General features: G+C 64.4%; 24 protein-coding genes. 13 read left to right on the forward strand and 11 right to left on the reverse strand.

Annotated features, from left to right (window positions below; all coding sequences use genetic code 11):
• Positions 1 to 63: 63 nt before the first annotated feature.
• Together ctaD and coxB are read right to left on the reverse strand one after the other, a co-directional pair.
• Positions 64 to 1752: a cytochrome c oxidase subunit I gene (gene ctaD, locus AAC645_RS06265; protein WP_340314647.1), complete on the reverse strand. Its 1689-nt coding sequence runs from the start codon at positions 1750 to 1752 to the stop codon at positions 64 to 66.
• Positions 1753 to 1762: 10 nt separating this feature from the next.
• Positions 1763 to 2779: a cytochrome c oxidase subunit II gene (coxB, locus tag AAC645_RS06270; RefSeq protein ID WP_340314649.1), complete on the reverse strand. Its 1017-nt coding sequence runs from the start codon at positions 2777 to 2779 to the stop codon at positions 1763 to 1765.
• A gap of 193 nt (positions 2780 to 2972) precedes the next feature.
• On the opposite strand from coxB, the gene pyrE reads away from it, so the two are divergent.
• The 5 genes from pyrE to AAC645_RS06295 are packed head-to-tail and all read left to right on the forward strand — an operon-like array spanning position 2973 to position 6675.
• The gene (gene pyrE, locus AAC645_RS06275) at positions 2973 to 3563 is read left to right on the forward strand and encodes an orotate phosphoribosyltransferase (RefSeq protein ID WP_340314888.1); all 591 of its coding nucleotides are present in this window, start codon (positions 2973 to 2975) and stop codon (positions 3561 to 3563) included.
• Entirely contained in the window at positions 3560 to 4285 is a 726-nt protein-coding gene (locus AAC645_RS06280) for a pyridoxine 5'-phosphate synthase (RefSeq protein ID WP_340314651.1), read from the forward strand. The genes pyrE and AAC645_RS06280 overlap by 4 nt, the downstream gene beginning before the upstream one ends.
• Before the next feature lie 31 nt (positions 4286 to 4316).
• Complete coding sequence (gene acpS / locus AAC645_RS06285) at positions 4317 to 4718, forward strand: holo-ACP synthase (protein WP_340314653.1); 402 nt, start codon at positions 4317 to 4319, stop codon at positions 4716 to 4718.
• Between the two features lie 36 nt (positions 4719 to 4754).
• Positions 4755 to 5630, forward strand: coding sequence for a signal peptidase I (gene lepB, locus AAC645_RS06290; protein WP_340314889.1), 876 nt, complete (start codon positions 4755 to 4757; stop codon positions 5628 to 5630).
• Positions 5631 to 5634: 4 nt separating this feature from the next.
• Positions 5635 to 6675, forward strand: coding sequence for an AI-2E family transporter (locus tag AAC645_RS06295; RefSeq protein ID WP_340314655.1), 1041 nt, complete (start codon positions 5635 to 5637; stop codon positions 6673 to 6675).
• Between the two features lie 278 nt (positions 6676 to 6953).
• On the opposite strand, the gene AAC645_RS06300 is transcribed toward AAC645_RS06295, so the two are convergent.
• Both AAC645_RS06300 and rpsU read right to left on the reverse strand, forming a co-directional pair.
• Complete coding sequence (locus AAC645_RS06300) at positions 6954 to 7520, reverse strand: FKBP-type peptidyl-prolyl cis-trans isomerase (RefSeq protein ID WP_340314657.1); 567 nt, start codon at positions 7518 to 7520, stop codon at positions 6954 to 6956.
• A 73-nt stretch (positions 7521 to 7593) separates the two neighbouring features.
• Complete coding sequence (gene rpsU / locus AAC645_RS06305; RefSeq protein WP_029548939.1) at positions 7594 to 7800, reverse strand: 30S ribosomal protein S21; 207 nt, start codon at positions 7798 to 7800, stop codon at positions 7594 to 7596.
• A 207-nt stretch (positions 7801 to 8007) separates the two neighbouring features.
• On the opposite strand from rpsU, the gene AAC645_RS06310 reads away from it, so the two are divergent.
• The 4 genes from AAC645_RS06310 (at position 8008) to AAC645_RS06325 (ending at position 12195) form a co-directional block, all read left to right on the forward strand.
• Positions 8008 to 8553 (forward strand): (2Fe-2S)-binding protein, encoded by a 546-nt coding sequence (locus AAC645_RS06310; protein ID WP_340314662.1) that lies wholly within the window; start codon positions 8008 to 8010, stop codon positions 8551 to 8553.
• Positions 8554 to 8664: 111 nt separating this feature from the next.
• The gene (locus tag AAC645_RS06315) at positions 8665 to 9573 is read left to right on the forward strand and encodes an RcnB family protein (RefSeq protein WP_340314664.1); all 909 of its coding nucleotides are present in this window, start codon (positions 8665 to 8667) and stop codon (positions 9571 to 9573) included.
• Positions 9574 to 9803: 230 nt separating this feature from the next.
• Entirely contained in the window at positions 9804 to 10280 is a 477-nt protein-coding gene (locus tag AAC645_RS06320; RefSeq protein ID WP_340314665.1) for an RcnB family protein, read from the forward strand.
• A gap of 103 nt (positions 10281 to 10383) precedes the next feature.
• Complete coding sequence (locus AAC645_RS06325; protein ID WP_340314666.1) at positions 10384 to 12195, forward strand: DUF885 domain-containing protein; 1812 nt, start codon at positions 10384 to 10386, stop codon at positions 12193 to 12195.
• A gap of 353 nt (positions 12196 to 12548) precedes the next feature.
• Here the strand turns inward: AAC645_RS06325 and AAC645_RS06330 are convergent, their stop codons facing one another.
• Positions 12549 to 14135, reverse strand: coding sequence for a lysine--tRNA ligase (locus tag AAC645_RS06330; protein ID WP_340314668.1), 1587 nt, complete (start codon positions 14133 to 14135; stop codon positions 12549 to 12551).
• 362 nt (positions 14136 to 14497) lie between these two features.
• Between AAC645_RS06330 and AAC645_RS06335 the strand changes: the two genes are divergently transcribed.
• Both AAC645_RS06335 and AAC645_RS06340 read left to right on the forward strand, forming a co-directional pair.
• Positions 14498 to 17218, forward strand: coding sequence for an ATP-dependent DNA helicase (locus tag AAC645_RS06335; RefSeq protein WP_340314670.1), 2721 nt, complete (start codon positions 14498 to 14500; stop codon positions 17216 to 17218).
• A 28-nt stretch (positions 17219 to 17246) separates the two neighbouring features.
• Positions 17247 to 17789, forward strand: a complete 543-nt coding sequence (locus tag AAC645_RS06340; RefSeq protein ID WP_340314671.1) for a SixA phosphatase family protein — start codon at positions 17247 to 17249, stop codon at positions 17787 to 17789.
• A 33-nt stretch (positions 17790 to 17822) separates the two neighbouring features.
• Here the strand turns inward: AAC645_RS06340 and AAC645_RS06345 are convergent, their stop codons facing one another.
• The 5 genes from AAC645_RS06345 to rpmF all read right to left on the reverse strand — a co-directional run bounded on the left by AAC645_RS06345 (position 17823) and on the right by rpmF (position 20832).
• Positions 17823 to 18224, reverse strand: a complete 402-nt coding sequence (locus tag AAC645_RS06345) for a MerR family transcriptional regulator (protein ID WP_340314672.1) — start codon at positions 18222 to 18224, stop codon at positions 17823 to 17825.
• A 12-nt stretch (positions 18225 to 18236) separates the two neighbouring features.
• Complete coding sequence (locus AAC645_RS06350; protein WP_340314674.1) at positions 18237 to 18539, reverse strand: integration host factor subunit alpha; 303 nt, start codon at positions 18537 to 18539, stop codon at positions 18237 to 18239.
• Between the two features lie 75 nt (positions 18540 to 18614).
• On the reverse strand, positions 18615 to 19571 hold the full coding sequence (locus AAC645_RS06355; protein WP_340314891.1) for a beta-ketoacyl-ACP synthase III: 957 nt from the start codon (positions 19569 to 19571) through the stop codon (positions 18615 to 18617).
• Between the two features lie 11 nt (positions 19572 to 19582).
• Positions 19583 to 20629: a phosphate acyltransferase PlsX gene (plsX, locus tag AAC645_RS06360; protein WP_340314676.1), complete on the reverse strand. Its 1047-nt coding sequence runs from the start codon at positions 20627 to 20629 to the stop codon at positions 19583 to 19585.
• A gap of 23 nt (positions 20630 to 20652) precedes the next feature.
• The gene (rpmF, locus tag AAC645_RS06365) at positions 20653 to 20832 is read right to left on the reverse strand and encodes a 50S ribosomal protein L32 (RefSeq protein WP_340314678.1); all 180 of its coding nucleotides are present in this window, start codon (positions 20830 to 20832) and stop codon (positions 20653 to 20655) included.
• A gap of 165 nt (positions 20833 to 20997) precedes the next feature.
• On the opposite strand from rpmF, the gene AAC645_RS06370 reads away from it, so the two are divergent.
• Complete coding sequence (locus AAC645_RS06370) at positions 20998 to 21438, forward strand: MAPEG family protein (RefSeq protein ID WP_340314679.1); 441 nt, start codon at positions 20998 to 21000, stop codon at positions 21436 to 21438.
• Between the two features lie 163 nt (positions 21439 to 21601).
• Here AAC645_RS06370 and AAC645_RS06375 read toward each other — a convergent pair whose 3' ends face one another.
• A complete protein-coding gene (locus tag AAC645_RS06375) occupies positions 21602 to 22270 on the reverse strand; it encodes an MBL fold metallo-hydrolase (RefSeq protein ID WP_340314680.1) in 669 nt (222 codons plus the stop codon).
• A gap of 128 nt (positions 22271 to 22398) precedes the next feature.
• On the opposite strand from AAC645_RS06375, the gene AAC645_RS06380 reads away from it, so the two are divergent.
• On the forward strand, positions 22399 to 23073 hold the full coding sequence (locus AAC645_RS06380; RefSeq protein ID WP_340314682.1) for an aminotransferase class IV: 675 nt from the start codon (positions 22399 to 22401) through the stop codon (positions 23071 to 23073).
• Positions 23074 to 23133 lie beyond the last annotated feature (60 nt).

The raw sequence follows: 23133 nt of genomic DNA on the forward strand, positions 1-23133 counted from the left end.
GATGAAACCGCCGCTTGAACGATCATGTCGAAGCGACGGTCCATCTTTCAGTTCAGCAGCCGATCAATGGCGATGGTCGTCGCCGATATGCGGCAGCTGTTCGAACTGGTGGTACGGCGGCGGGCTCGACAGCGTCCATTCGAGCGTGGTCGCGCCTTCGCCCCAATAGTTCCCTTCCGCCTTCTTGCCCGCGAACATCGACCAGAAGATGTTGATGAAGAAGAAGATCATGCTGAAGGCCATGATCTCGTAGCCATGGCTTGCCAGCGCGTTCCACTTGGCGAACGCATCCGGATAATCCGGGATGCGGCGCGGCATGCCGTCGAGGCCCAGGAAATGCATCGGGAAGAACAGGACGTTCACGCCGACGAAGAACAGCCAGAAGTGAACCTGGCCCAGGAACTCGTTGTACATCCGGCCGGACATCTTGCCGAACCAGTAGTAGAAGGCAGCGAACAGCGAGAACACCGCGCCAAGCGAAAGCACATAGTGGAAGTGCGCGACCACATAATAGGTGTCGTGCATATAGTTATCGACGCCGCCGTTGGCGAGCACGACGCCAGTGACGCCGCCGACCGTGAACATGAAGATGAAGCCGATCGCCCACAGCATGGGGGTCTTGAAGCTGATCGAGCCGCCCCACATCGTCGCGATCCACGAGAAGATCTTGATGCCGGTGGGCACCGCGATCACCATCGTCGCCGCGGTGAAGTACATCTTGGTGTCGACCGAAAGGCCGGTCGTGAACATGTGGTGCGCCCACACGACGAAGCCGACCACCCCGATCGCGACCATGGCATAAGCCATGCCGAGATAGCCGAACACCGGCTTGCGCGAGAAGGTCGAGACGATCTGGCTGATGATGCCGAAGCCCGGCAGGATCATGATGTACACTTCGGGATGGCCGAAGAACCAGAACAGGTGCTGATAGAGCACCGGATCGCCGCCGCCCGAGGCATCGTAGAAGGTCGTGCCGAAGTTACGGTCGGTCAGCAGCATCGTGATCGCTGCGGCGAGCACCGGCAGTGCCAGCAGGAGCAGGAAGGCGGTGACCAGCACCGACCACACGAACAGCGGCATCTTGTGCAGCGTCATGCCCGGCGCGCGCATGTTGAAGATGGTGGTGATGAAGTTGATCGCACCGAGGATCGACGAAGCGCCCGCGAGGTGTAGCGACAGGATCGCCATATCCACCGACGGACCGGCCGAGCCGCTGGTCGACAGCGGCGCATAGACGGTCCAGCCGGTTCCCGCACCGTGGCCGGTACCGCCCGAAAAGAAGGACGAACCCAGCAGTAGCGTGAACGCGGGAACGAGCAGCCAGAAGCTGATGTTGTTCATGCGGGGAAAGGCCATGTCGGGCGCGCCGATCATGATCGGCACGAACCAGTTACCGAAGCCGCCGATGATCGCGGGCATGACCATGAAGAACACCATGATCAGACCGTGCGCGGTGATCAGCACGTTCCACATGTGAAGCGCGGTATCCAGATCGGCGGCGCCGCCCATCAGCTGCGTCCAGGTCTGCAGATACTGGATGCCGGGATGGGCGAGTTCCGCGCGCATCAGACCCGAAATACCGCCGCCAACGATGCCCGCGAAGATCGCGAAGATCAGGTAGAGCGTGCCGATGTCCTTGTGGTTCGTCGACATGAACCAGCGCTGGAAGAACGCCGGCTTGTGATCGGCGTCATGATGGGAGTGCTCCTCATGCGCCTGGAATTGCGACGGAGATGCGGTGGTATCTGTCATCGGTCTGGCCTTACTTCTGCGCAGTCGCAGGCTGGGACGTGGTTGGCGTTGCGGGCGCAGCGCCCGGTGCTGCGGCATCGGCCGCCGGCGCGGCTGCGGGTTCTGCGGCTGCAGGGGCCGGAGCAGCTGCTGCCGCCTCGCCAGGCATCTTGCCGCCCTTGGAATGGACCCATTCTGCGAACTTGTCCTTAGAGACAACCTCGACTGCGATCGGCATGAACCCATGGCGAGCGCCGCACAGCTCCGAACACTGGCCATAATAAAGGCCTTCGCGATCGGCCTTGAACCAGGTTTCGTTCAGACGGCCGGGAACGGCGTCCATCTTCGTCCAGAAAGCGGGAACCGCCCAGCTATGAATCACGTCGTTGGAGGTGACGATCACCTTGACGACGGAATTCACCGGAACAACGACACGCTCGTCGACCCCGAGCAGGCGCGGCTCGCCGCGCTTCTTGGCCTCGGCGTCTGGCAGCAGGTTCGAGACGAGCTCGAAATCGCCATTATCGGGATATTGATAGGTCCAGTACCACTGGTTGCCGATCACCTTGATCGTCAGGTCGGGCTTGGGCTGCGAATATTGATGCGCGAGCAACCGGATCGAAGGCACGGCGATCACCAGCAGGATCAGCACTGGGACGAGCGTCCAGATGATCTCGATCACGGTGTTGTGCGATGTCTTCGACGGAACCGGGTTCGCCTTGGCGCGGTAGCGGAACGAGGCCCAGCCCAGCAGGAGCAGCACGAAGACCGAGATGATCGTGATCAGCGGGACCAGCAGAACGTTGTGGAACCACTGCGCGTCTTCGCCGATCGAGGTGACCTGCGGCTGGATCTTGTAGCCGCCGGGAATCGGCTGGCCGATATCGGCTTCCGGCGCACGGTGCACGAAGGCCGGCGCGGCAGGAGCCGTCGTCGCAGCGGGGGCGGCCGCGGCGGGCGCCGGAGCCGGTGCAGCTTCTTGAGCCTGGACCGCCAATGGCACGGCAGCCAGCGAGAGCGCCATCATTATTGTCTTGAACGTCTTCATCTTACCCCCGTGAAGCGCGTTAGAATCCGCGCCTGCCTGTTATCGGGCCCTACGAAATCGAGCGCCTTATAGGCGCGGCTTCGCTGTGCCTCAAGCACCGCTTCGCGCCGAATGCAAGCGGTTGAAGCGATTATCTCATACCTCTATCTGGGCCTTATGCTGCAAAGCGGCAGCGGGAAACGGGATTCAGATGATGACGGACGACGATGTGCTGGCTGAGTTCCGGGCTGCGGAGGCGCTGCTGGAGGGGCACTTCATCCTGTCGTCCGGGCTGCGTAGTCCCCGCTACCTGCAGTGTGCACGCGTGCTGATGAACCCGGCGCGGGCGGCGCGGCTCGCCGAGGCGTTGGCCTTCAGGATTCCCGACAAGATCAAGATCCAGCTCGGCGCGGTCGTCTCCCCGGCGATGGGCGGTGTCATCGCAGGCCATGAAATGGGCCGCGCGCTCGGACTCGATGCGATGTTCGTCGAGCGGCCCGAGGGCGTGTTCGGTCTGCGCCGCGGCTTCCGGCTCGAGCCCGGACAGAAGGTGCTGCTCATGGAGGATGTCGTCACGACCGGCCTGTCGTCGCGGGAGGCGATCAAGGCGGTAGAGGAGGCTGGCGGCAAGGTGATCGCCGCCGCGTCGCTGGTCGACCGGTCAAACGGGACCGCCGATCTCGGCGTACCCTTCTATCCGCTGATCCGACTCGAAGTCCCCACCTATGCCGCCGATGCGCTGCCGCCCGAGTTGGCGGCGATCCCCGCGATGAAGCCGGGCAGCCGCGCGACGGTCGCCGCGTGAACCGGCTGCGCCTGGGCGTCAATATCGACCATGTCGCGACCATTCGCAACGCGCGCGGCGGGCTTTACCCCGATCCGATCCGCGCCGCGCAGATTGCGAGCGAGGCCGGCGCCGATGGCATAACCGCGCATCTTCGTGAGGATCGCCGCCACATCATCGATGAGGATATCGGCCGGCTGATCGGCGCAATCCAACTGCCCATCAACATGGAGATGGCGGCGACCGAGGAGATGGTGGCGCTCGCGCTGAAGCATCGCCCGCATGCCGCATGCATCGTGCCCGAGCGGCGCGAGGAAGTGACGACCGAGGGCGGGCTCAACGCGGCGGGCCAGCATAACCACCTTAAGCCGCTGATTGCGCGGCTTGGAGACGCAGGCATCCGTGTCAGCCTGTTCATCGAGCCGGACCCTCGCCAGATCGAGGCTGCGCTGTCGCTCGGGGCTCCGGTGGTCGAGTTCCATACCGGCCGCTATGCCCATGCTGAAGGCGAGGAGCGCAGCGCCGAACTGGCCCGCATTACCGAAGCAGCTGCGCTCGCCGCCAAGAATGGCATCGAGCCGCATGCCGGCCACGGCCTGACCTTCGACAATGTCGTGCCAGTCGCCGCGATCCCGCAGATCGCAGAGCTCAACATCGGCCATTTCCTGATCGGCGAAGCGATCTTCGAAGGGCTGGGCCCGGTCGTGAAACGGATGCGCGCACTGATGGACGAGGCGAGGTGAATCCCGTCTTCCACTTGATGAGAGGGATAATATGATCGTCGGGATCGGTTCCGACCTCTGCAATATCGAGCGTATCCAGAAGTCACTCGATCGATTCGGCCAGCGTTTCATCGATCGCGTGTTCACCGAACGCGAATATGCGCGCGCCGAGCGGCGCCCGCTGACCCGCGCCGGCACCTACGCCAAGCGATTCGCGGCCAAGGAGGCTTTTTCGAAAGCGGTCGGTACCGGCTTCCGGGCTGGCGTGTTCATGAAGGATATCGGTGTCGCCAATCTGCCGAGCGGTGCCCCGACCCTGGTTTTGACCGGGGGGGCCAAGGCAAGGCTTGACGCGCTGACGCCGCCGGGCCACGCGGTGGACGTACATTTGACCATGACGGACGATCACCCCTGGGCGCAGGCGTTCGTTATTCTATATGCCCGCCCGCTCTAAGGAGAGGATCGCGTGAGCGATCAGCCGAGTGATAAAATGGACAATGCGAGCGACCTGCCCGCCACCCCGGTCGAGACACCGGCCGCCCCGAAAAAGCAGGGTACCGACTGGCTCGCCGAGGCGCGCGGTATCTTCTGGCTGATTCTGGCGGTACTCGGCTTCCACAGCTTCGTGGCAAAGCCCTTCTATATTCCGTCCGAATCGATGATGCCGACACTGATCACCGGCGACCGGCTGGTGGTTACCAAATATCCCTACGGCTGGTCCTATGTGTCGCCCAGCTTCCATGTGCTGCCCTTCTTGCGCGGAAGGCTGTTCGGTCGCCTGCCCGAGCGCGGCGACATCGTCATCCTCAAGCCGCCCCAAGCCGACACCGATTTCATCAAGCGCGTGATCGGCCTGCCCGGCGACCGACTCGAAGTGCGCGGCGGCGTGGTCGTGCTCAACGGCGTGCCGGTCAAGCGCATGCCCGAGGCGCCGGCGATGATCCCGGTCGATGCCAATGTCCCGTGCGACCAATATGAGGTCGCCCGCTTCCGGATGACCGGGCCCGATGGCAAGCTCTATTGCGCGTTGCCCCGCTTCCGCGAGACGCTGCCCAATGGCCGCAGCTACGACACGATCGATCTGGGCTATATGCCCGAGATCGACGATTATTCCGCGATCACCATCCCCGCCGACCATATTTTCGTGATGGGCGACAATCGCGACCAGTCGGCCGACAGCCGGGTGCCAGCCTATCGCAACGGGCTCGACGGGCCGGTGCCGTTCGAGAATATCGGCGGCCGCGCGGAATTCATCACCTTCTCGCTCGACGGCACGACCAAGCTGTGGAACCCGCTGAGCTGGTTCTCGGCGCTCCGCGGCGGCCGCGCAGGAACAAGCCTCCACCCGCAGCGCGAGGAACGCTGAACACATGGCGGGCCGCAAGATAGAGCAGCCCGGCCCGTCGGACAGCCGCTCGGCAACGACCGTCCACGAACTGCACAAGGCAGCGGTGTGGCTAGGGCTGGCCTGCGCAATCGCGCTGGTCGTACTGCTCGTCCAGCCCCTGTTGCTGGTGTTTGCTGCCGTCGTCTTCGCAACCATGCTCGACGGCGGCACCCGCCTGCTCGGCCGCGTCCTGCCGGTTCCGCGCGGTTGGCGGCTGCTGATCATCTGCGTCGGAGTCGCCGCCTTCCTCGGCTGGACGATGTATTTCGCCGGCTCGCAGATCGCCGGACAGTTCGAAGCGCTGCGGGTGGTCGTCGAGTCGCAGCTTACCCGCGTCCTGGATTGGGCGCAGGCCCGCGGAATGCTGCCCAAGACCGGTGGCGGCCAGGCAATCACCAGCGAATTGATGGGATCCTTCGACCGGCTGACCTCCTGGGTCGGCAGCGCGCTCGGCGCGGTATCGAGCATGGCGATGATCCTGGTTCTGGGCGTGTTCATCGCCGCCGAGCCCCGGCTGTACGAGCGCGGTTTCGCCTGGCTGCTGCCGATCCACCGCCGCGCCGACTTCTATGCAACCTCCGAACGCATGGGCTACACCATGCGCCGGCTGATGTTCGGCCGGCTGATCGGCATGGCCGTGGAGGGATTCGGCACCGGCATCGCACTCTCGCTCGCGGGCGTACCGATGGCGGCGCTGCTCGGCCTGCTGACCGGCATCCTGGCCTTCCTGCCGAACATCGGCTCGATCATCTCGGGTGTCCTGATCATCCTGGTCGGCTTCTCCGCGGGTGTCGACACCGGCGTCTGGGCGATCATCATCTATGTCGCGGTCCAGGTAATCGACGGCAACATCATCGTTCCCTGGGTCGCGCGCCGCTCGGTCGACCTTGCCCCGGCACTCATTCTCGCGGCGCAGCTTCTGTTCGGCACCTTGTTCGGCATCGTCGGACTCGCCATGGCCGACCCGATCGTGGCGATGATCAAGGTTTTTCTGGAGGAGCGTGCCAAGCGCACCGCGGAGTAGCGGCCCTGCGTGGAAGGTGAGCTGCCGTTCCGCTTTCGAGCGAACTCGCTCGCTCACCATCTCTCCGGCTATAGCCGTCATCCTCGCGAAAGCGGGGATCCATGGACGACGGAACACTGAACCCAGAGCGATGCGTTTCCGTTGATTCGCGGAATGACGGAGTGTTGTTCGGCGCCTTCCACTGAGGGGATCACTCACGCGACAGCCACCCGCCCAAAAGAATGGGGCCGCATCGCTGCGGCCCCGTCCTCTCTTATCTTGTCCAGCAGCCTGGCGGGTTACATCCCGCCATGGCCCGGCGGCATCCCGCCCATTCCCAGAGCCTGTGGCGGCATGATCGCGTTCAGCGTCACGTCGAAGCTGACCAGCGCGTTGCCCGGAATCTTCGGCGGCGCACCCGTCTCGCCGAAACCGAGCGCCGGCGGCATCCAGAAGCGATATTTGGAACCGGTGTTCATCAACTGCAGCCCCTCGGTCCAGCCGGGGATCATGCCCTGCAGCGGCAGTGGCTGCGGACCACCATGGCGGGCGCTCGAGTCGAACACCTCGCCATTCGCCAGCTTGCCCTCGTAATCGACGAGAACGACATCGCTGGGGCCCGGCTTGGGACCGCTGCCTTCTTGGAGGATTTCGTACTGGAGGCCCGAGGGGAGCGTCACGACGCCGCTCTTCTTGCCGTTGGACGCGAGGAACTCGTTCGGCGACATCGCCATCGCGACCTGCTTCGCTGTGCCGGCATAGGCTGCAAACATGGCGATGGCGATCACTACCGCTACGCCGACCCACAGCTTGACGAGCGAACCCTTCGTGATCGGACGAAGGGGGACGGCGGTCACTTCCGACATAGGCGGCTCGCTCTCTCTAGCAATTATGAACTGCCGCCGCCCGATGGATTCGGGCGCCGGTTACGCCATTATCTTACCGGACGCCGTCGCGTTCCATGCGCTTGCGCTCGAGCTTGCGGGCGCGGCGGATGGCGGCGGCACGTTCGCGCGCACGCTTTTCCGACGGCTTCTCATAATGGCGGCGCAGCTTCATTTCGCGATAAACACCCTCGCGCTGCAGCTTCTTCTTGAGTGCGCGCAGCGCCTGGTCGACATTATTATCGCGAACGATGATCTGCATAAAAAACCCAATTCTCCAATCATTTGCGGAGCGAACCATCCACGCCGCCGATCCGACGGTGTCTCCAGCTTCAACGCAAAACAGCGTGTCGCCGCGAAAGCCATTCCGCGCCGTGAAGCGCCGCCCCTACCAGTGGCCCTTTGATTCTTCAAGCCTCGCCACGCTTTTTTGCGCTGTGTGGCCGCCAGCTTCCCGCTATGACGGGGTATGACAAGATTCACCGTCAACGGCCAGCCGATCCACTATAAGATGGACCCTGCGACTCCGCTGCTTTGGGCCTTGCGCGATGCATCGAACCTGACCGGCACCAGATATGGCTGCGGCGCTGGGCTTTGCGGTGCTTGCACCGTGCATATCGACGGGCAGGCGGTGCGCTCCTGTCAGGTACCGATCGGCTCGATCGAGGGTAGCTTCGTCACCACCATCGAGGCGCTGTCGCTCGATCGCAGCCATGCCGTGCAACAGGCCTGGGTGGCGGAAAACCTGCCGCAATGCGGATATTGTCAGTCCGGCATGATCATGGCGGCCGCCGCACTGCTGGACAAGAATCATGGTCCGACAGATGCCGAGATCGACGGGGCGATGACGAACCTGTGCCGCTGCGGCACCTATCCGCGCATTCGCCGTGCCGTGCGCCGCGCCGGCCGTGTGCTCGCCGGCAGCGAGACGATAGCGGCAGCACCGCCGCCCGGCATCGATCCCGCCGACGCCGCTCGTGCGATTCCTGCGCTCGATGCGAAGGGTGGCGGCTGAGTTCGCCGATTCTTTCTGGTTGCTGACGATCGGGTTCAGCGGGGACTCAGTCGACAAGGCGTATCAGCACGAAAAGGCCGGCACCTGGCCGCCCATGTGGAGAGTATTCCGATGCGTAACCTTTCGAGGACCATGATCGGCTTGTTGCTGGGCGCGGCGATGCTGACGCCGATCGCGGCGCAGGCCCAGGAGCGCGGCCGCGATCGCGGCGGCGAGCAAGCCGGCGGGTGGCAGCGCGGCGGTCGCGAAGGCGGCTGGCAGCGAGGCGGCGGCGATCGGCCGGCGGCGGCCGGCGGCGAGTCGCGTCGCGAAGTTTTCCAGCAGCGCTCGGAAGCGCGCGCCGTGGAGCGGCAGGCGGTCGAGCGCCCGGTCATTCAGCGGCAGGCGGTCGAGTCGCGCATCGACAGCGGGGTGCGTGAGCGCAGCGCTGACGGTGCCCGGATGTGGCAGCAGCGCCGCGAGGCGATGGCGCGCAACAATGAGGCAGTACAAGGCAATCAGGTCGATCGCCGCAGCGTCGAGCACCGCGACTGGAACCGCGACGGCAACCGCGACAATCGCGACTGGAACCGCGATGGCCGGCGGGACGACCACAACTGGAATCGCGATGGTCGGGACGGCGTTCGCACCGGCGATTGGAATCGCGACGGCCGCGACGACGGCAACCGCCGCTGGAGCACTGACCGGCGTGACTGGAATGGCCGCAACGATCGCGACTGGAGCCGCGATTGGCGCAACGACCGGCGCTATGGCTGGCAGGACTATCGCAACCACAACCGCAACATCTATCGGATGCCGCGCTATCAAGGGCGCTATGGCTACAGCTATCGGCGCTGGTCGCCCGGCTATCGCTTCGATCCCTGGGTCTACAGCTCGAGCTACTGGATCGACGATCCCTTCTACTATCGCCTGCCCCCGGCTTATGGCGACTATCGCTGGGTGCGCTACTTCGACGATGTCGCGCTGGTCGACATCCGAACCGGCGAGATCGTCGACATCATCTACTCCTTCTTCCTCTAGAGGGTTCGGCAAGGAGAGTGGCCGAGGAGGCCCGGCGGCAGCGATGCCGCCGGGCCTTTCGGTTTTGGCGAGCCGAATCTCGCGAGTGGTACGGATCACACCGCATCCTTTCATTTCGCTGACGATCGCATTCCCCCCCGGTTCAGGCCTGCCGTGCGACACCGGAGCCTGTCGCGGCACGGACCTGTTGGACCACCGCGACACAGTTTCGGAAGTGAAGGAGAGATCCGATGCGTAAACCGGTGATATTGGCCTTGATGGCAGCGGTGGCGATTCCCTCGATGTCCCAGGCTCAGTCGATGGGCGAGGCACGCCAAAGCCAGCGCGAGGTGCGCGAGCAGCGCCAGGATCTGCGCGAGGCGCAGCGATATGGCGACCGGCGCGATGTGCGCGAGGCTCGGGAAGATCTGCGTGACGCCCGTCGCGAAGCACGCGAGGACTGGCGCGACTATCGCCGCACCCATCGCGAAGCCTATCGCCGTCCGGCCTATGTCGGCCCCCGCGGCTATGCCTATCGTCCAGTCGCCGCCGGATATCGTTTCCAGCCGCATTACTATAGCTCGCGCTACGTGATCTCGGACCCGTGGCGCTATCGCCTCCCGCGCACCAGCGGCTATAATCGCTGGGTTCGCTACGGCAACGATGTGGTCCTGGTGAACGTCCGCACCGGCCGCGTCCTGGAAGTCCACAACGGCTTCTTCTGGTAAGAGCCGCCACAGATAGCCCGGGTGGAAACGCCCGGGCTTCTTGCCTGCGCTGTATTGGGAGAATAGCACAGGGACCCGCCCAATTCAGGATGCCTTCCTCCCCATGCCGATCAGACCGATTCTCATCGCCGCGACGGCCCTTGCCGCGATGTCCGCACCCGCCTTGGCAGCGCCCTCCGCGCAACCGATGATCCAGACAGCATCCGCCGAGGAAGCCGCCCTGATCAAGCTGTTCCACGACAGCGACGAAGCGTCGCTTCAGCGCAATCCGCTGAGCGCCATCTATCGCGGCGATCTGCGCTATGCCGATCGCCTCGGCGATTTCGGCACCGATGCTTATTTTGAGGCCGAGCGCCTCGCCGGGGAGGCCGAGCTTGCCGCGCTCAGGCGGATCGACCGCAAGCGCCTGACTCCGACCAAACAGATCGCCTATGACGTGTTCGAATGGCAGACCAGGCTCGGCTTGAGAGGGCTTGCGCCCGAACTGCTGGCGGTCACCGCCGTGCAGCCGGTCGACCATTTCTCCGGCTTCCACACTTCCTATCCAGGCTTCGCTTCGGGCGAAGGCGCCGCGCCGTTCAAGACGGTGACGGACTATGAGAACAACCTGAAGCGGCACCGCGCCTATGTCGCGAAGATCGATCTGTGGATCACGCGCTTCCGCGAAGGAATCAAATCGGGCGTCGTCGAACCGAAGCTGGTGGTCAAGAACATGATCGACCAGCTCAACCTGCAGATCGCGCAAGGCGTCGAAGGCTCGACCTTCTACGGGCCGGTCGACAAATTTCCGGACGGAATATCGCCCGCCGATCAGGCTCGTCTCCGGGCGGAGACCGCCGCCGTCATACGCGACGGCATCCGACCCGCCTACATCCGCTTCCGCGATTTCCTGAAGAACGAATATCTGCCGGTGGCGCGCGACAGCGTCGGGCTCTCGGGAATGAAGGGCGGCGACAAACTCTACGCCTATATGATCGAGGCCAATACGACGCTGCCGCTGAACGCCGAAGAGATCCACCAGCTGGGCCTGAAGGAGGTGGCGCGAATCACCAGCGAGATGGAGACGATCAAGACTCGGGTCGGCTACAAGGGGAGCCTCGCCGAGTTCTTCGTCTATCTTCGCGACGATCCCAAATTCCAGCCGGTCAGCGCGGCATGGCTGCGCGACGAATATTTCCGGATCGGCAAGCGGGTCGACGAGCGCGTCCGCGAGCAGTTCTCGCTGATTCCCAAGACCCCGCTCGAAATCAAGGCGGTCGAACCCTATCGCGAGAAGACTGAGGCCGGCGGAAGCTACCAGCAGGGCACGCCCGATGGATCGCGGCCCGGCACCTTCTACTACAACACCTATGACCTGAAATCGCGCACCACGCCGGGCATGGAGACGCTCTATCTCCACGAGGCGGTGCCGGGGCATCATTTCCAGATCAGCCTGGCGCAGGAGAATGAGGCGCTCCCGGCGTTCATGCGTTTCGGCGGCAACACCGCCTTCGTCGAGGGTTGGGCGCTCTATGCCGAGACGCTGTGGAAGGAGCTCGGCATGGAAACCGATCCCTATCAGCGATTTGGCGGCCTGTCCGACGAGATGTTGCGGGCGATGCGGCTGGTGGTCGACACCGGCATCCACGCCAAGGGTTGGACGCGCGACCAGGCGATCGATTATATGCTCAGCCACTCGAACATCGGGAAGAGCGACGCAACAGCCGAGGTCGAGCGCTACATCGCCATTCCCGGCCAGGCACTCGCGTACAAGATCGGCGCTCTGACGATCCTCAAGGAAAAGGCGCTGGCGCAAAAGGCGCTCGGCGCAAGGTTCGATCCGCGCGCCTTCCATGCACAGGTGCTCGACAGCGGCGCGCTGCCGATGACGGTCCTCGAGGCGAAGATCGACGCCTGGATGAAGGCGACGCGGTAGCGGGTGCGATCAAACCCGATACGTCATCCTGAACCTGTTTCAGGATCCACTCTTCCGCTCGAGAAGCTTCCAGTGTGGAGGCGTGGATGCTGAAACAAGTTCGGCATGACAACAAGGGGAGGGAGGGAGCCCATCCCCTGTGACCGCGCCGCATGATACGCAACGGCGCGGTCGACATGCGCGTTGCCGCGCTATGCCAGTCCGAAAGGGGATGGACCGGACGCGAAACGCTTAGCCAAGGCTAAGGGTTTCCACGTACAACAAAAAGTCAGATCGAATCCTCTGACGACTCGGAAATCGCGGTAGACAATAGGCATGAAGCGGCCGATCCGGTGCAACCGGTCCATACCGCTCTAGGCTAGGGCTTCGGCGATCAGCTTGCGGCTGTTGGCGATGCCATATAGCGCTATGAAGCTGCCCATGCGGGGGCCCTGCTCGGCGCCCAGGAGGGTTTCGTAGAGCGCCTTGAACCAGTCGCGCAGTGACGCAAAGCCATAGGCTTCGTCCTTGCCGATCGCATAGACCTCGTTCTGGATATCCTCGGCGGATGCGGCGGCCGGCATGCCGGCGAGCTTCGCATCGAGCGCGCGCAGCGCCGCGGCCTCGTTGTCTTGGGGTTTGCGGCGCTTCAGCGTCGGCGCAACGAAATCGCGATTATAGGCGAGTGCATGGCCGATCAGCCGATCCAGTTCCGGATATCGCGCCGCATCCGCATCGGGGACGTAATTGGCAAGATAGCCCCAGACCTGCTCCTTCGACGCATCCCCCATCACTCCGACCAGGTTGAGCAGCAATCCGAACGTCACCGGCAGTTCACCCTCGGGCGGTCTGCCATTATGGATATGGTGGACCGGATTGCCGAGCTTCTGTTCGATCGGCTGGGCAGGATAATTGCCGCGGAACTGCCAATACTCATCCACCGCGCGGGGGATCACTCCCATGTGGAGCTGCTTGGCCTTCTTCGGCTCGCGATAGGCGTAGAACGCCAGGCTCTCCTGCGGCCCATAGGTCAGCCACTGATCGAGGCTCAGGCCGTTGCCCTTCGACTTCGAGATCTTCTCGCCCTTCTCGTCGAGAAACATCTCGTAGTTGAAACCCTCGGGCGGCCGCGCGCCGAGCACGCGCGCGATCTTTGACGACTGGGTCACCGAATCGATCAGATCCTTGCCCGACATCTCATAGTCGACGCCCAGCGCGACCCAGCGCATCGCCCAGTCCACCTTCCACTGAAGCTTGGCCTTACCGCCGAAAATCGACTGGGTGACCACCTCGCCCTCATCTGTGAAGCGGATCAGCCCAGCCTCGGCATCGACCACTTCGACCGGCACCTGCAGGACGATGCCGGTCTTCGGGCTGATCGGCAGCACCGGCGAATAGGTAGCCTGCCGCTCCTTGCGCAGGGTCGGCAACATCACGCCCATGATCGCGTCATAATGGCGGAGGATGCCCTTCAGCGCCTCGTCGAACTCGCCGCCCTCATAAGCTTCGGTCGAGGAACGGAAGTCGTATTCGAAGCCGAACTGGTCGAGAAACTGCCGCAGCATCGCATTATTGTGATGCGCGAAGCTTTCGAATTTTTCGAATGGGTCAGGGATCTTGGTCAGCGGCTTGCCGAGATATTCGGTGAGCATCGCCTGGTTCGGGACATTGTCGGGCACCTTGCGCAGGCCGTCCATATCGTCGCTGAACGCGATCAGCCGGGTCGGTATGTCCGACAGCTCCTCATAGGCATGGCGAACCATGGTGGTGCGCAGCACCTCGTTGAAGGTGCCGATGTGCGGCAGGCCGGACGGGCCATAGCCGGTCTCGAACAGGACATGCCCCTTGTCCGGCGCGCCCTTCTCGTAGCGCTTGAGCAGCTTGCGCGCCTCTTCATAGGGCCAGGCCTTGGAGACGAGCGCGGCTTCGCGCAACTGGGCGGGGGTGATGCTATCTGACATGATCGGTCCCTGTAGCGGGACGTTAGCGAGAAAAACAACCGTCATGCCAGTGGACGGCGTGAGCTCTACATGTACTTCCGCCATTCCCGCGAAGACGGGACCTTTGCATAAGTACGCACGACCCCAGATCGTCATTCCGGCGGAGGCCGGAATCTCAGGAGACTCACGCGCGCCCTTACCTCTCGAGACTCAGGCCTCCGCCGGGCCGACGTGCAGCGATATATTCGTGGATGCGCAAAGGTCCCGCCTTCGCTGGAACGACGCAGTGGATGGTTGCACTTCTGCGCCAAATCCGCATTTTCGTACGACGGCGGCGTGACAGCTGTTCCCCTATCGTTCCCGATCCCCTACATTCGCCGCGAATGCCCGCTCCCCTGCCCTATCCCGCGCTCTACGCCACCCATGGCGGCATCTGGATCGCCTCTCCGGATGGCGACGTGCGCGGGATCGGGCGGGGAGAGGCGGCGGCACGCGCAGCCGAGACGCCGATGATCGTGCTCAACGCCGCGGTTACGGCAACCCGGCTGGGCATCGCCGAGTTTTCCGGCCTCGATCTGCTGGAGCTGTTCGCCTTCGTGCATCCGGCGCGCTTCGCCGTCCCGACCCCTGCCGGGCTCGCCCGCGCGCTGAGCCTGAGGCCGCCGGTCGACGATGCGCGAGCGCCGGCTTTCCTGCTCGAAGCGGCCCGCGCCCTGCTCGCGCGGATGGCGGAGCCCGAGGGATGGGCCGAACGCAAGGGCGCCTGGAACAGCGCGCAATCGCTCGGGCGGCTGCGCTGGCCGTGGACGGCTGCCGTGGGCGAGGCGCTGCGCGCACCGGCGAAGCCCGAACGCGGTCTGTTCGCCCGCCTGCCCGAATGGGATGAGGCCGCACCGCGTCCGCAGCCGCGCAACGTGGTGCTGGGCGAGGAGGAAACGCTGGGCCGGCTGGCGGCGCTGGTGGGCAACGGCGCGGAGATCCGCGAGGGGCAGCGCCATTATGCCGCCGTCAATGCCCGCGCCTTCGATCCGCGAACAGGTGATGGCCGTCCCAACATGGTGCTGGCCGAGGCCGGCACCGGCATCGGCAAGACGCTCGGCTATCTCGCCCCGGCCTCGCTCTGGGCCCAGCAGTCCGGCGGCGGGGTGTGGATCTCGACCTACACCAAGGCGCTGCAGCGCCAGCTGGACCAGGAGACGAAGCGGCTGTTCCCCGACCCGCTGGAACGGCGGCAGAAGGTGGTCGTCCGCAAGGGCCGCGAAAATTATCTCTGCCTGCTGAACCTTGAGGATGCACTGCAGGGCGGCTTCCAGAACCGGGCGGCTGTGCTCGCCCAACTGGTTGCGCGCTGGGCGCAATATAGCCGCGATGGCGATATGGTTGGCGGCGACCTGCCCGGCTGGCTGCCGACCCTGTTCCGCCGAGCAGGATCGACGGCGCTGACCGACCGGCGTGGCGAATGCGTCTATGCCGGCTGCCCGCACTACCGGAAATGCTTCATCGAGCGTGCTGCGCGGGCATCAGAGTCCGCCGAAATCGTCATCGCCAATCATGCACTGGTGATGATCCTCGCCCAGCGCCGCACCGACGAGGGCCACCCGCTCGGCCGGATAATCTTCGACGAAGGCCATCATCTCTTCGATGCCGCCGATTCGACCTTTGCCGCCGCGCTGACCGGTCAGGAAGCGATCGAACTGCGCCGCTGGATCATCGGCCCGGAGTCGAAGGCGCGTGGCCGGCGCCGCGGCCTCGCGGCGCGGCTGTCCGATGTGGCGAGCTATGATGACGAGGGTGCGCTGGCGATCGAGGCCGCATCGGCAGCAGCGACACAGTTGCCGGCCGATGGCTGGCTGGGCCGGCTGGCGGAAAACCTGCCGCTCGGGCCGGTTGAGCGCCTGCTCGCCGCAGTGCGCGCCACGGTCTATGCGCGAGCCAGCGCGCAGGATGCCGGCTATGGACTTGAAACCGACGTCGGCGAGCCCGGTCCCGAGCTGATCGAGGCGGCGCAGCCGGCGATTGAGGCGCTCGAATCGCTGGTGCGGCCGATGGCGCGGCTCAAGCAGCGGCTGGCCGCGGTGATGGATGACGCGCCCGACTGGCTGGACGGGCAGGCGCGGGCACGGATCGAGGGCGCCATCGCCGGTCTCACCCAGCGCGGTCAGCTCGTCGCCGCCTGGATTTCTATGCTCGCGCGACTCGGTGGCCCTCTCGACCCCGACTTCGTCGACTGGCTCGCAGTCGATAGAGGCGAGGGCCGCGAATATGATATCGGCCTGCATCGCCACTGGCTCGATCCGGCCCGCCCGCTGGCCGAAACGGTGCTCAAGCCCGCGCATGGCGTGCTTGTCACTTCGGCGACGCTGCGCGACGGCGAGGACTGGACGATTGCCGATGCACGCAGCGGCGCTGCTCATCTGGACCATGCTCCGCGCCATGTCGCGGTGCCGAGCCCGTTCGACTATGCCAATCACGCCGAAGTGCTGGTCGTCACCGATCTGAAGCGTGGCGACGTCGCCCAGCTCGGCCAGGCCTATCACCGGCTGATCGCCGCGGCAGGCGGCGGCACGCTCGGCCTGTTCACCGCGATCTCACGGCTGCGCGCCGTCCATGCCCGCATCGCCGACCGGCTCGCGCGCGACGGCCTGCCGCTCTATGCCCAGCATGTCGATCCGATCGACACCGGTACTCTGGTCGATATCTTCCGCGACGACCCCCACGCCTCGCTGCTCGGCACCGATGCCCTGCGCGACGGGGTCGACGTACCCGGCGATTCGCTGCGGCTGGTGGTGATGGAGGGGATTCCCTGGCCCCGCCCTACCGTGCTGCACGCGGCGCGCAAGGCCGCCGGCGGTGGAACGATTTTCGACGACCGGATCGTGCGTGCCCGACTGCGCCAGGCGTTTGGTCGGCTGATCCGCAGCGCCGCCGACCGCGGCCATTTCGTGCTGCTCGGCGCCGCCGCGCCGTCTCGCCTGCTGGAAGCCTTTCCGGGAGGCGTGCCGGTTCTACGGGTGACGCTGGATGAAGCCGTGGCCCGCGTGGCAGCGCGCGAAAATGCGCCCTCGCCAGACTTTCTTCCGACGCCGCTTTCGGGCATCAGCTGATGGGGGACCGAGGGAGGGCGCAGGAATAGTGAAGAAGCTTACGCTGCTGCGCCACGCGAAATCGGGATGGGACGACCCGGTCTCGCGCGATTTCGATCGGCCGCTCAATGCCAAGGGCAAGCGCGCCGCCCAGCGGGTCGGCGAATATCTCCGCGCGCATCACGTCGATTTCGACCATATCGTCGCCTCGCCGGCGATCCGGGTCGTCGAAACGATCGAGCATCTGGCGGAGGGGGCTGGCGAGCTCCCCGCTCCCGCGTGGGATAAGCGGATCTACCTCGCCTCGGCGGTATCGTTGCTCGATGTCGTCCATGAGGCCGATGACCGCTATGACAGCCTGCTGCTCGTTGGCCATAATCCTGGTCTCGAGGACCTTGTGCTGATGATGGTGCCGGACAAGCCCGGCGACGACGCGCGCGATCAGGTCGAGGAAAAGTTCCCGACGGCCAGCATCGCCGAGATCAGCTTCGCGGTCGATCGTTGGGAGGATGTCCAGCCGAATGCAGGCAGGTTGTCGCTGTTCGTGCGGCCGAGGGACCTCGACCCCGCGCTAGGGCCCGACCGGGACTAGGAGACCAAACCTCTCCCCAAGGGGGGAGCGAGGTCAATCCATGTCCGCTGCCAGGGCCTCGATCAACGATCCGCGAATCGCCATCAGTTCCGCGCGGGCGGAGGACGGCAGGCTGGACTGGTTCACCACCAGCACCGGTTGCGGCGCGATCGGCGGAGGTGGAGGCGCCTCGGGCTCGACGGACGACTTTTGGCCGAGCAGCTTCTGCACGCCGCGAATCGTGTAGCCCTGCTCGTTGAGCAGGCTGTGGATGCGCCGAACCAATGCCGCATCGGCCGGGCGATAATAGCGCCGGTTGCCAGCCCGCTGGAGCGGCCGCAGCTGCGGAAAGCGCGTTTCCCAATAGCGCAGAATGTGCTGCTGGATGCCGAGCTCAGCCGAAAGTTCGCCGATCGTGCGGAATGCATCCTCGGCCTTATCTCCGCCCGAACTCATTGAAACGTCGCCTTAATTTCCCGCAACAATCCTATCCCGCAGCATCTGGCTGGCCCGAAAGGTCAGCACGCGACGCGGCGCAATCGGCACTTCGATACCTGTCTTGGGATTACGCCCAACGCGCTCTCCCTTTTCGCGCAAAATGAAGCTGCCGAAACCGGAAATCTTCACATTCTCGCCCTTGGCCAGCGCACAGCACATATGTTCGAGCACCTGCTCGACCACCGATGCCGAATCTGCCCGCGACAAGCCGATTTCTCGATGCACTTCCTCCGACAGATCCGCGCGCGTCAATGTCCCCCGATCCAACGCCATACAGCCCCCCAACGCAGTGAGTATCGGCTACCTTACGGTCATGACGAGGCGAATCAAAGCCGTTTTACAAGGGGTTTAATAGCGGATCGCGGCAGCGCCCCAGGTGAAGCCTCCGCCCATCGCCTCGAGCACCAGCAAATCGCCCCGCTTCACCCTGCCGTCACGCACACCGACATCGAGCGCGAGCGGCACCGAGGCTGCCGACGTATTGGCATGTCGGTCGACCGTGACGATCACCCGCTCGGGAGCAAGGCTCAGTTTCCGGGCGGTGGCGTCGAGAATTCGGCGGTTGGCCTGATGCGGAATCAGCCAGTCGATATCGGAGACTTCGAGGCCCGCCGTGACCATCACCTCGCGCAGCACCCCGGCGAGATTGGTCACCGCGTGGCGGAACACCTCCTGCCCCTTCATGCGCAGCTTGCCGACCGTCTGGGTGGTCGATGGGCCGCCGTCGACATAAAGTAGCTGATTATGCCGGCCATCGGCGTGGAGCTTGGCGGTGAGAATTCCGCGTACGCCATCCTCGGCCTTCAGAACGACCGCGCCGGCGCCATCGCCGAACAGCACGCAGGTGGCGCGGTCCTCCCAGTCGAGGATGCGGCTGAATGTCTCGGCACCGATGACGAGGGCGCAAGTCGCCGCTCCACTGCGAATCATGCTGTCGGCCACCGTCAGGCCGTAGAGGAAGCCCGAGCACACCGCCTGAACGTCGAACGCCACGCAATCGTCGATGCCCAGCGCGGTCTGCACGATGGTGGCCGATGCGGGGAAGGTCTGGTCGGGCGTGGCGGTGGCCAGGATGATCAGCCCGATCTCGGCGGGCGTGATGCCCGCCGCCTCGATAGCGTTGCGCGCGGCTTCGGCAGCAAGGCTGGAGGTCGTCTCGCCATCGCCCGCGATATAACGGCCGCGGATGCCGGTGCGCTCGACGATCCACTCGTCCGAGGTGTCGACCGTCTGCGCCAGCTCCGCGTTGGTGACATAGCGGCGCGGCAAGGCGGACCCGGTGCCGATAATGACGGAGCGACGCATCGATTCCACAGTCATGCGACGTCTTCCCGTTCTACCGCACGACTACGGAAATGCTCGAGATCCTCGGTGATCCGACGCGTGATGTCATCACGCGCGATCTTGACGGCAACGCCTATCGCATTGGCGGTGCCGTTCGCATCGGCGCCGCCATGGCTTTTGACGACCAGGCCGTTGAGCCCGAGGAAGACCGCGCCATTGTGATTGTTGGGGTCGAGATGATGGCGCAGCAGCGCGAACGCCGGCTTGGACAGCAGGAAGCCCGCTTTCGACCGGATCGAACTGGAAAAGGCACGCTTGAGGAGATCGGTGATGAAACGCGCCGTGCCCTCGATCGATTTCAGCGCGATATTGCCCGAAAAGCCATCGCTCACGACGACATCGACCTCGCCGCGGCCCAGCGTGTCCGCCTCGACGAAGCCATCGAACCGCCATTGGCCGCTGGTCTGCTCGCGCAGCGTTGCGGCGGCGTCCTTGAGTTCGCCGGTGCCTTTCATCTCCTCGGTACCGATGTTCAGCAACCGAACGCGGGGACATTGCACGCCGACCGCAACGCGCGAATAGGCAGCACCCATTACCGCGAACTCTACGAGATTGCGGGCGTCGCAGTCGGTGTTCGCGCCGAGATCGAGCATGACCAAGTCATTGTCGCCGAGGGTCGGCAACAAGGCGGCCAGCGCCGGTCGGTCGATGCCGTGCATCGTCCTGAGCGAGAGCTTGGCGATCGCCATCAGCGCACCGGTATTGCCGGCCGACAACGCAGCAGAAGCCTCCCCCGCCTTTACGGCGAGGATGGCCGCGCCCATCGAGCTGGACTTGGTGCGCCGGATCGCCTGGCTTGGCCGATCGTCACCGGTGATGACATCGTCACAGTGGACGACAATCGAGTCCGACAGGATGGCGTGGCGCTGCAACTCGGCCCGAATCGCGACTTCATCCCCGAACAGGATGAAGCTGAGCGCTGAATCGCGTTCGCGGGCGATTGCGGCACCGGCGATCATCGTCGCTGGCCCGCCGTCGCCGCCCATCGCGTCGAGTGCGATTCGCGGCGCCTCGTCCACAATCATTGCCCCCTATGGCCCGATCAGGCCTCGACGGAAATGATCTCGCGGCCGTTATAATGGCCGCAGGCATTGCACAGATTGTGCGGGCGCTTCAGCTCACCGCAATTGGGGCATTCCTGAAAGGCCTCGACCGGCAGCGCGTCATGGCTGCGGCGCATGTTGCGCTTAGAGGGCGAAGTCTTTCTTTTGGGGACGGCCATGTCGGCACCTATTCCTAGCTAGATAAATCTAAATAAATAAAGCGACGAGTGCCCGTCACGCATTGGCCGGGCTCGTCGCGAGCGCGCGACCTATAGCGATTTCGCTCCGCGTTGCAAGTATGGGTACGACCTGCCAGATCAGCCCCACTATTGACGGAGGGGAACATGATCCTGCCTATCACGCTGACCATCGCGGGCGCTGCCGCGATCGTGAACATCTGGCTTGCGATACGCATCGTGACGATTCGGCTCAAGGCGAAAGTGCTGATCGGCGATGGCGGCAATTCGCTTCTGGCATCCCGCATGCGCGCTCAGCTCAACTTCGCCGAATATACGCCGCTGGTACTGATCCTGATAGGCCTTATCGAACTCGCGCGCGGAACCCAGACATGGCTGTGGGGCGCCGGCATTATATATATACTCGGCCGCGTGCTGCACCCGTTCGGCATGGACAAGCAGACCCCCAACCCATTCCGCGCGGTCAGTATGCTGATTACCTGGGCCGTCCTGGTCGGACTCGCCGGCTACGCGATCAGCATTCCCTACACCACGAAGAATGGCACGATCACGACGGTGACGAGCGATTCGATCGGGGTCGGAAAGTAAACGCTAACGCGGCGGTTCGGCCTTGCCGCCTTCTGGCGGTCTCGACGCCGAGTTGGTCGGCGGAGCCAACCAGTGCTCCGCAACGCCGAACCGCCGCCGCGCCTTATTGGCGCGAAGCCAAGGCCAGCGGATGCTGGCCGCCCGGCGTTTGAGGGCACAAAAACTAGGCCCCGACCGCCCGATCCCCCACGAAGGGATTGCTGGCCCGCTCATGTGCAAAGGTCGACATGGCGCCATGCCCCGGCACGAAGGCAGTGTCGCCGCCCAGCGGCCACAGCTTCTTCGTGATCGACGCGATCAGGTCTTCATGGTTGCCGCGGGGGAAATCGGTACGGCCGATCGAGCCCTGAAACAGCACGTCGCCGACAATCGCGAGCTTCGACGGCGCGTGATGGAAGATGACATGTCCGGGCGTGTGCCCCGGGCAATGGAAGACATCGAGCACCAGTTCGCCGACCGTCACCCGGTCGCCGTCGTCGAGCCATCGGTCGGGCTCGAACGGCCTGCCCTCGATGCCGTAGCTGCGGCCGTCATCGCCGAGCCGTGCGATCCAGAAACGGTCCTCCGGATGCGGTCCCTCGATGGGCACGCCGAGTTCTTCGGCCAATATGCCGGTGCCGCCGCAATGATCGATATGGCCATGCGTCACGAGCAGCTTTTCGATCGTCACGCCATGCTGGGCAGCGGCCGCCTTGAGCCGGTCGAGATCGCCGCCGGCATCGACGAACGCACCCTTCATCGTCCGCGTGCACCACATCAGGGTGCAGTTCTGCTGGAAAGCGGTCACCGGGATGATGACGGCCTTTAGCGGCGTGTCGGCGGGGCTGTTCATGGGCTCGACATGACGATTACAAACCGCCATTGCAAGCCGTGACGGACTGCAGGGTTCGACGATCAACGCCAGAAATCCGCGAGATACTGGACTGATACATATTGCCGGGTTGCAACCAACCGGGCAGCATGGCCGTGACTACACAGATGGGACAGGGGCATTTGGTCGCGATGGCGGCAGGGGCATTCGATCTGATCGAGACGATGCGGTTCGAAGCGATCGACGGGTTCGTCGAACTCGAATCGCATCTCGCGCGGATGAAGGCGAGCGCAGAAGCGCTCGGCTTCGCCTTTGACCGCCATGATTGCCGAAACGATCTCCAGGCGGCGACCTTCCGTCTCGTCGACGACGCGCGGATCCGCCTGATGCTATCGCCCAGCGGCGCGCGCGCAATCGAGGTGCGCCCCATGCCGCTCAAACCCGACGGCCCCGTCGATTGCGCGATCTTGCCGCTGCCGGTCGCACCCGATGACCCGCGCCTGGCGCACAAGACCAGCGACCGGGCGTTTCTCGACGATGCCCGCCGTGCCGCCGGCACCTTCGAGGTGCTCTTCATCCGCGAGGACGGGCGACTGACCGAGGGCAGCTTCACCAATATCTTCGTGAAGCGGCACGGATTGCTGGTAACACCGCGCGCCGGATCGCTGATGCCGGGCATATTGCGTGAACGCCTGCTCGAAAATGGCCAGGCCGTCGAAGGCGATGTCCGCCCGCCCGATCTGACGGACGGCTTCTTCATCGGCAACTCGCTGCGCGGCCTGATCGCGGCGAAGCTCGTTGCGGGACCGCACGACCGAGGTTGAGGCTTGGCGACTACTCCCCTATAGCGCGCCCGTTTCCCACATGACGCAACCACGAAAGCG

The organism is Rhizorhabdus argentea (genome assembly GCF_037861105.1).
Lineage (GTDB): Bacteria > Pseudomonadota > Alphaproteobacteria > Sphingomonadales > Sphingomonadaceae > Rhizorhabdus > Rhizorhabdus argentea.

Coding starts and splice junctions, on each gene's coding strand:
- AAC645_RS06330 (WP_340314668.1), bottom strand. CDS start 14,135: ATGTCAGATAGCATCACCCCCGCCCAGTTGCGCGAAGCCGCGCTCGTC.
- AAC645_RS06325 (WP_340314666.1), top strand. CDS start 10,384: ATGCCGATCAGACCGATTCTCATCGCCGCGACGGCCCTTGCCGCGATG.
- coxB (WP_340314649.1), bottom strand. CDS start 2,779: ATGAAGACGTTCAAGACAATAATGATGGCGCTCTCGCTGGCTGCCGTG.
- AAC645_RS06300 (WP_340314657.1), bottom strand. CDS start 7,520: ATGTCGGAAGTGACCGCCGTCCCCCTTCGTCCGATCACGAAGGGTTCG.
- AAC645_RS06295 (WP_340314655.1), top strand. CDS start 5,635: ATGGCGGGCCGCAAGATAGAGCAGCCCGGCCCGTCGGACAGCCGCTCG.
- AAC645_RS06345 (WP_340314672.1), bottom strand. CDS start 18,224: ATGAGTTCGGGCGGAGATAAGGCCGAGGATGCATTCCGCACGATCGGC.
- lepB (WP_340314889.1), top strand. CDS start 4,755: ATGGACAATGCGAGCGACCTGCCCGCCACCCCGGTCGAGACACCGGCC.
- pyrE (WP_340314888.1), top strand. CDS start 2,973: ATGACGGACGACGATGTGCTGGCTGAGTTCCGGGCTGCGGAGGCGCTG.
- AAC645_RS06370 (WP_340314679.1), top strand. CDS start 20,998: ATGATCCTGCCTATCACGCTGACCATCGCGGGCGCTGCCGCGATCGTG.
- rpmF (WP_340314678.1), bottom strand. CDS start 20,832: ATGGCCGTCCCCAAAAGAAAGACTTCGCCCTCTAAGCGCAACATGCGC.
- acpS (WP_340314653.1), top strand. CDS start 4,317: ATGATCGTCGGGATCGGTTCCGACCTCTGCAATATCGAGCGTATCCAG.
- AAC645_RS06310 (WP_340314662.1), top strand. CDS start 8,008: ATGACAAGATTCACCGTCAACGGCCAGCCGATCCACTATAAGATGGAC.
- rpsU (WP_029548939.1), bottom strand. CDS start 7,800: ATGCAGATCATCGTTCGCGATAATAATGTCGACCAGGCGCTGCGCGCA.
- AAC645_RS06335 (WP_340314670.1), top strand. CDS start 14,498: ATGCCCGCTCCCCTGCCCTATCCCGCGCTCTACGCCACCCATGGCGGC.
- AAC645_RS06350 (WP_340314674.1), bottom strand. CDS start 18,539: ATGGCGTTGGATCGGGGGACATTGACGCGCGCGGATCTGTCGGAGGAA.
- AAC645_RS06380 (WP_340314682.1), top strand. CDS start 22,399: ATGGCCGTGACTACACAGATGGGACAGGGGCATTTGGTCGCGATGGCG.
- AAC645_RS06355 (WP_340314891.1), bottom strand. CDS start 19,571: ATGCGTCGCTCCGTCATTATCGGCACCGGGTCCGCCTTGCCGCGCCGC.
- AAC645_RS06375 (WP_340314680.1), bottom strand. CDS start 22,270: ATGAACAGCCCCGCCGACACGCCGCTAAAGGCCGTCATCATCCCGGTG.
- AAC645_RS06320 (WP_340314665.1), top strand. CDS start 9,804: ATGCGTAAACCGGTGATATTGGCCTTGATGGCAGCGGTGGCGATTCCC.
- ctaD (WP_340314647.1), bottom strand. CDS start 1,752: ATGACAGATACCACCGCATCTCCGTCGCAATTCCAGGCGCATGAGGAG.
- AAC645_RS06315 (WP_340314664.1), top strand. CDS start 8,665: ATGCGTAACCTTTCGAGGACCATGATCGGCTTGTTGCTGGGCGCGGCG.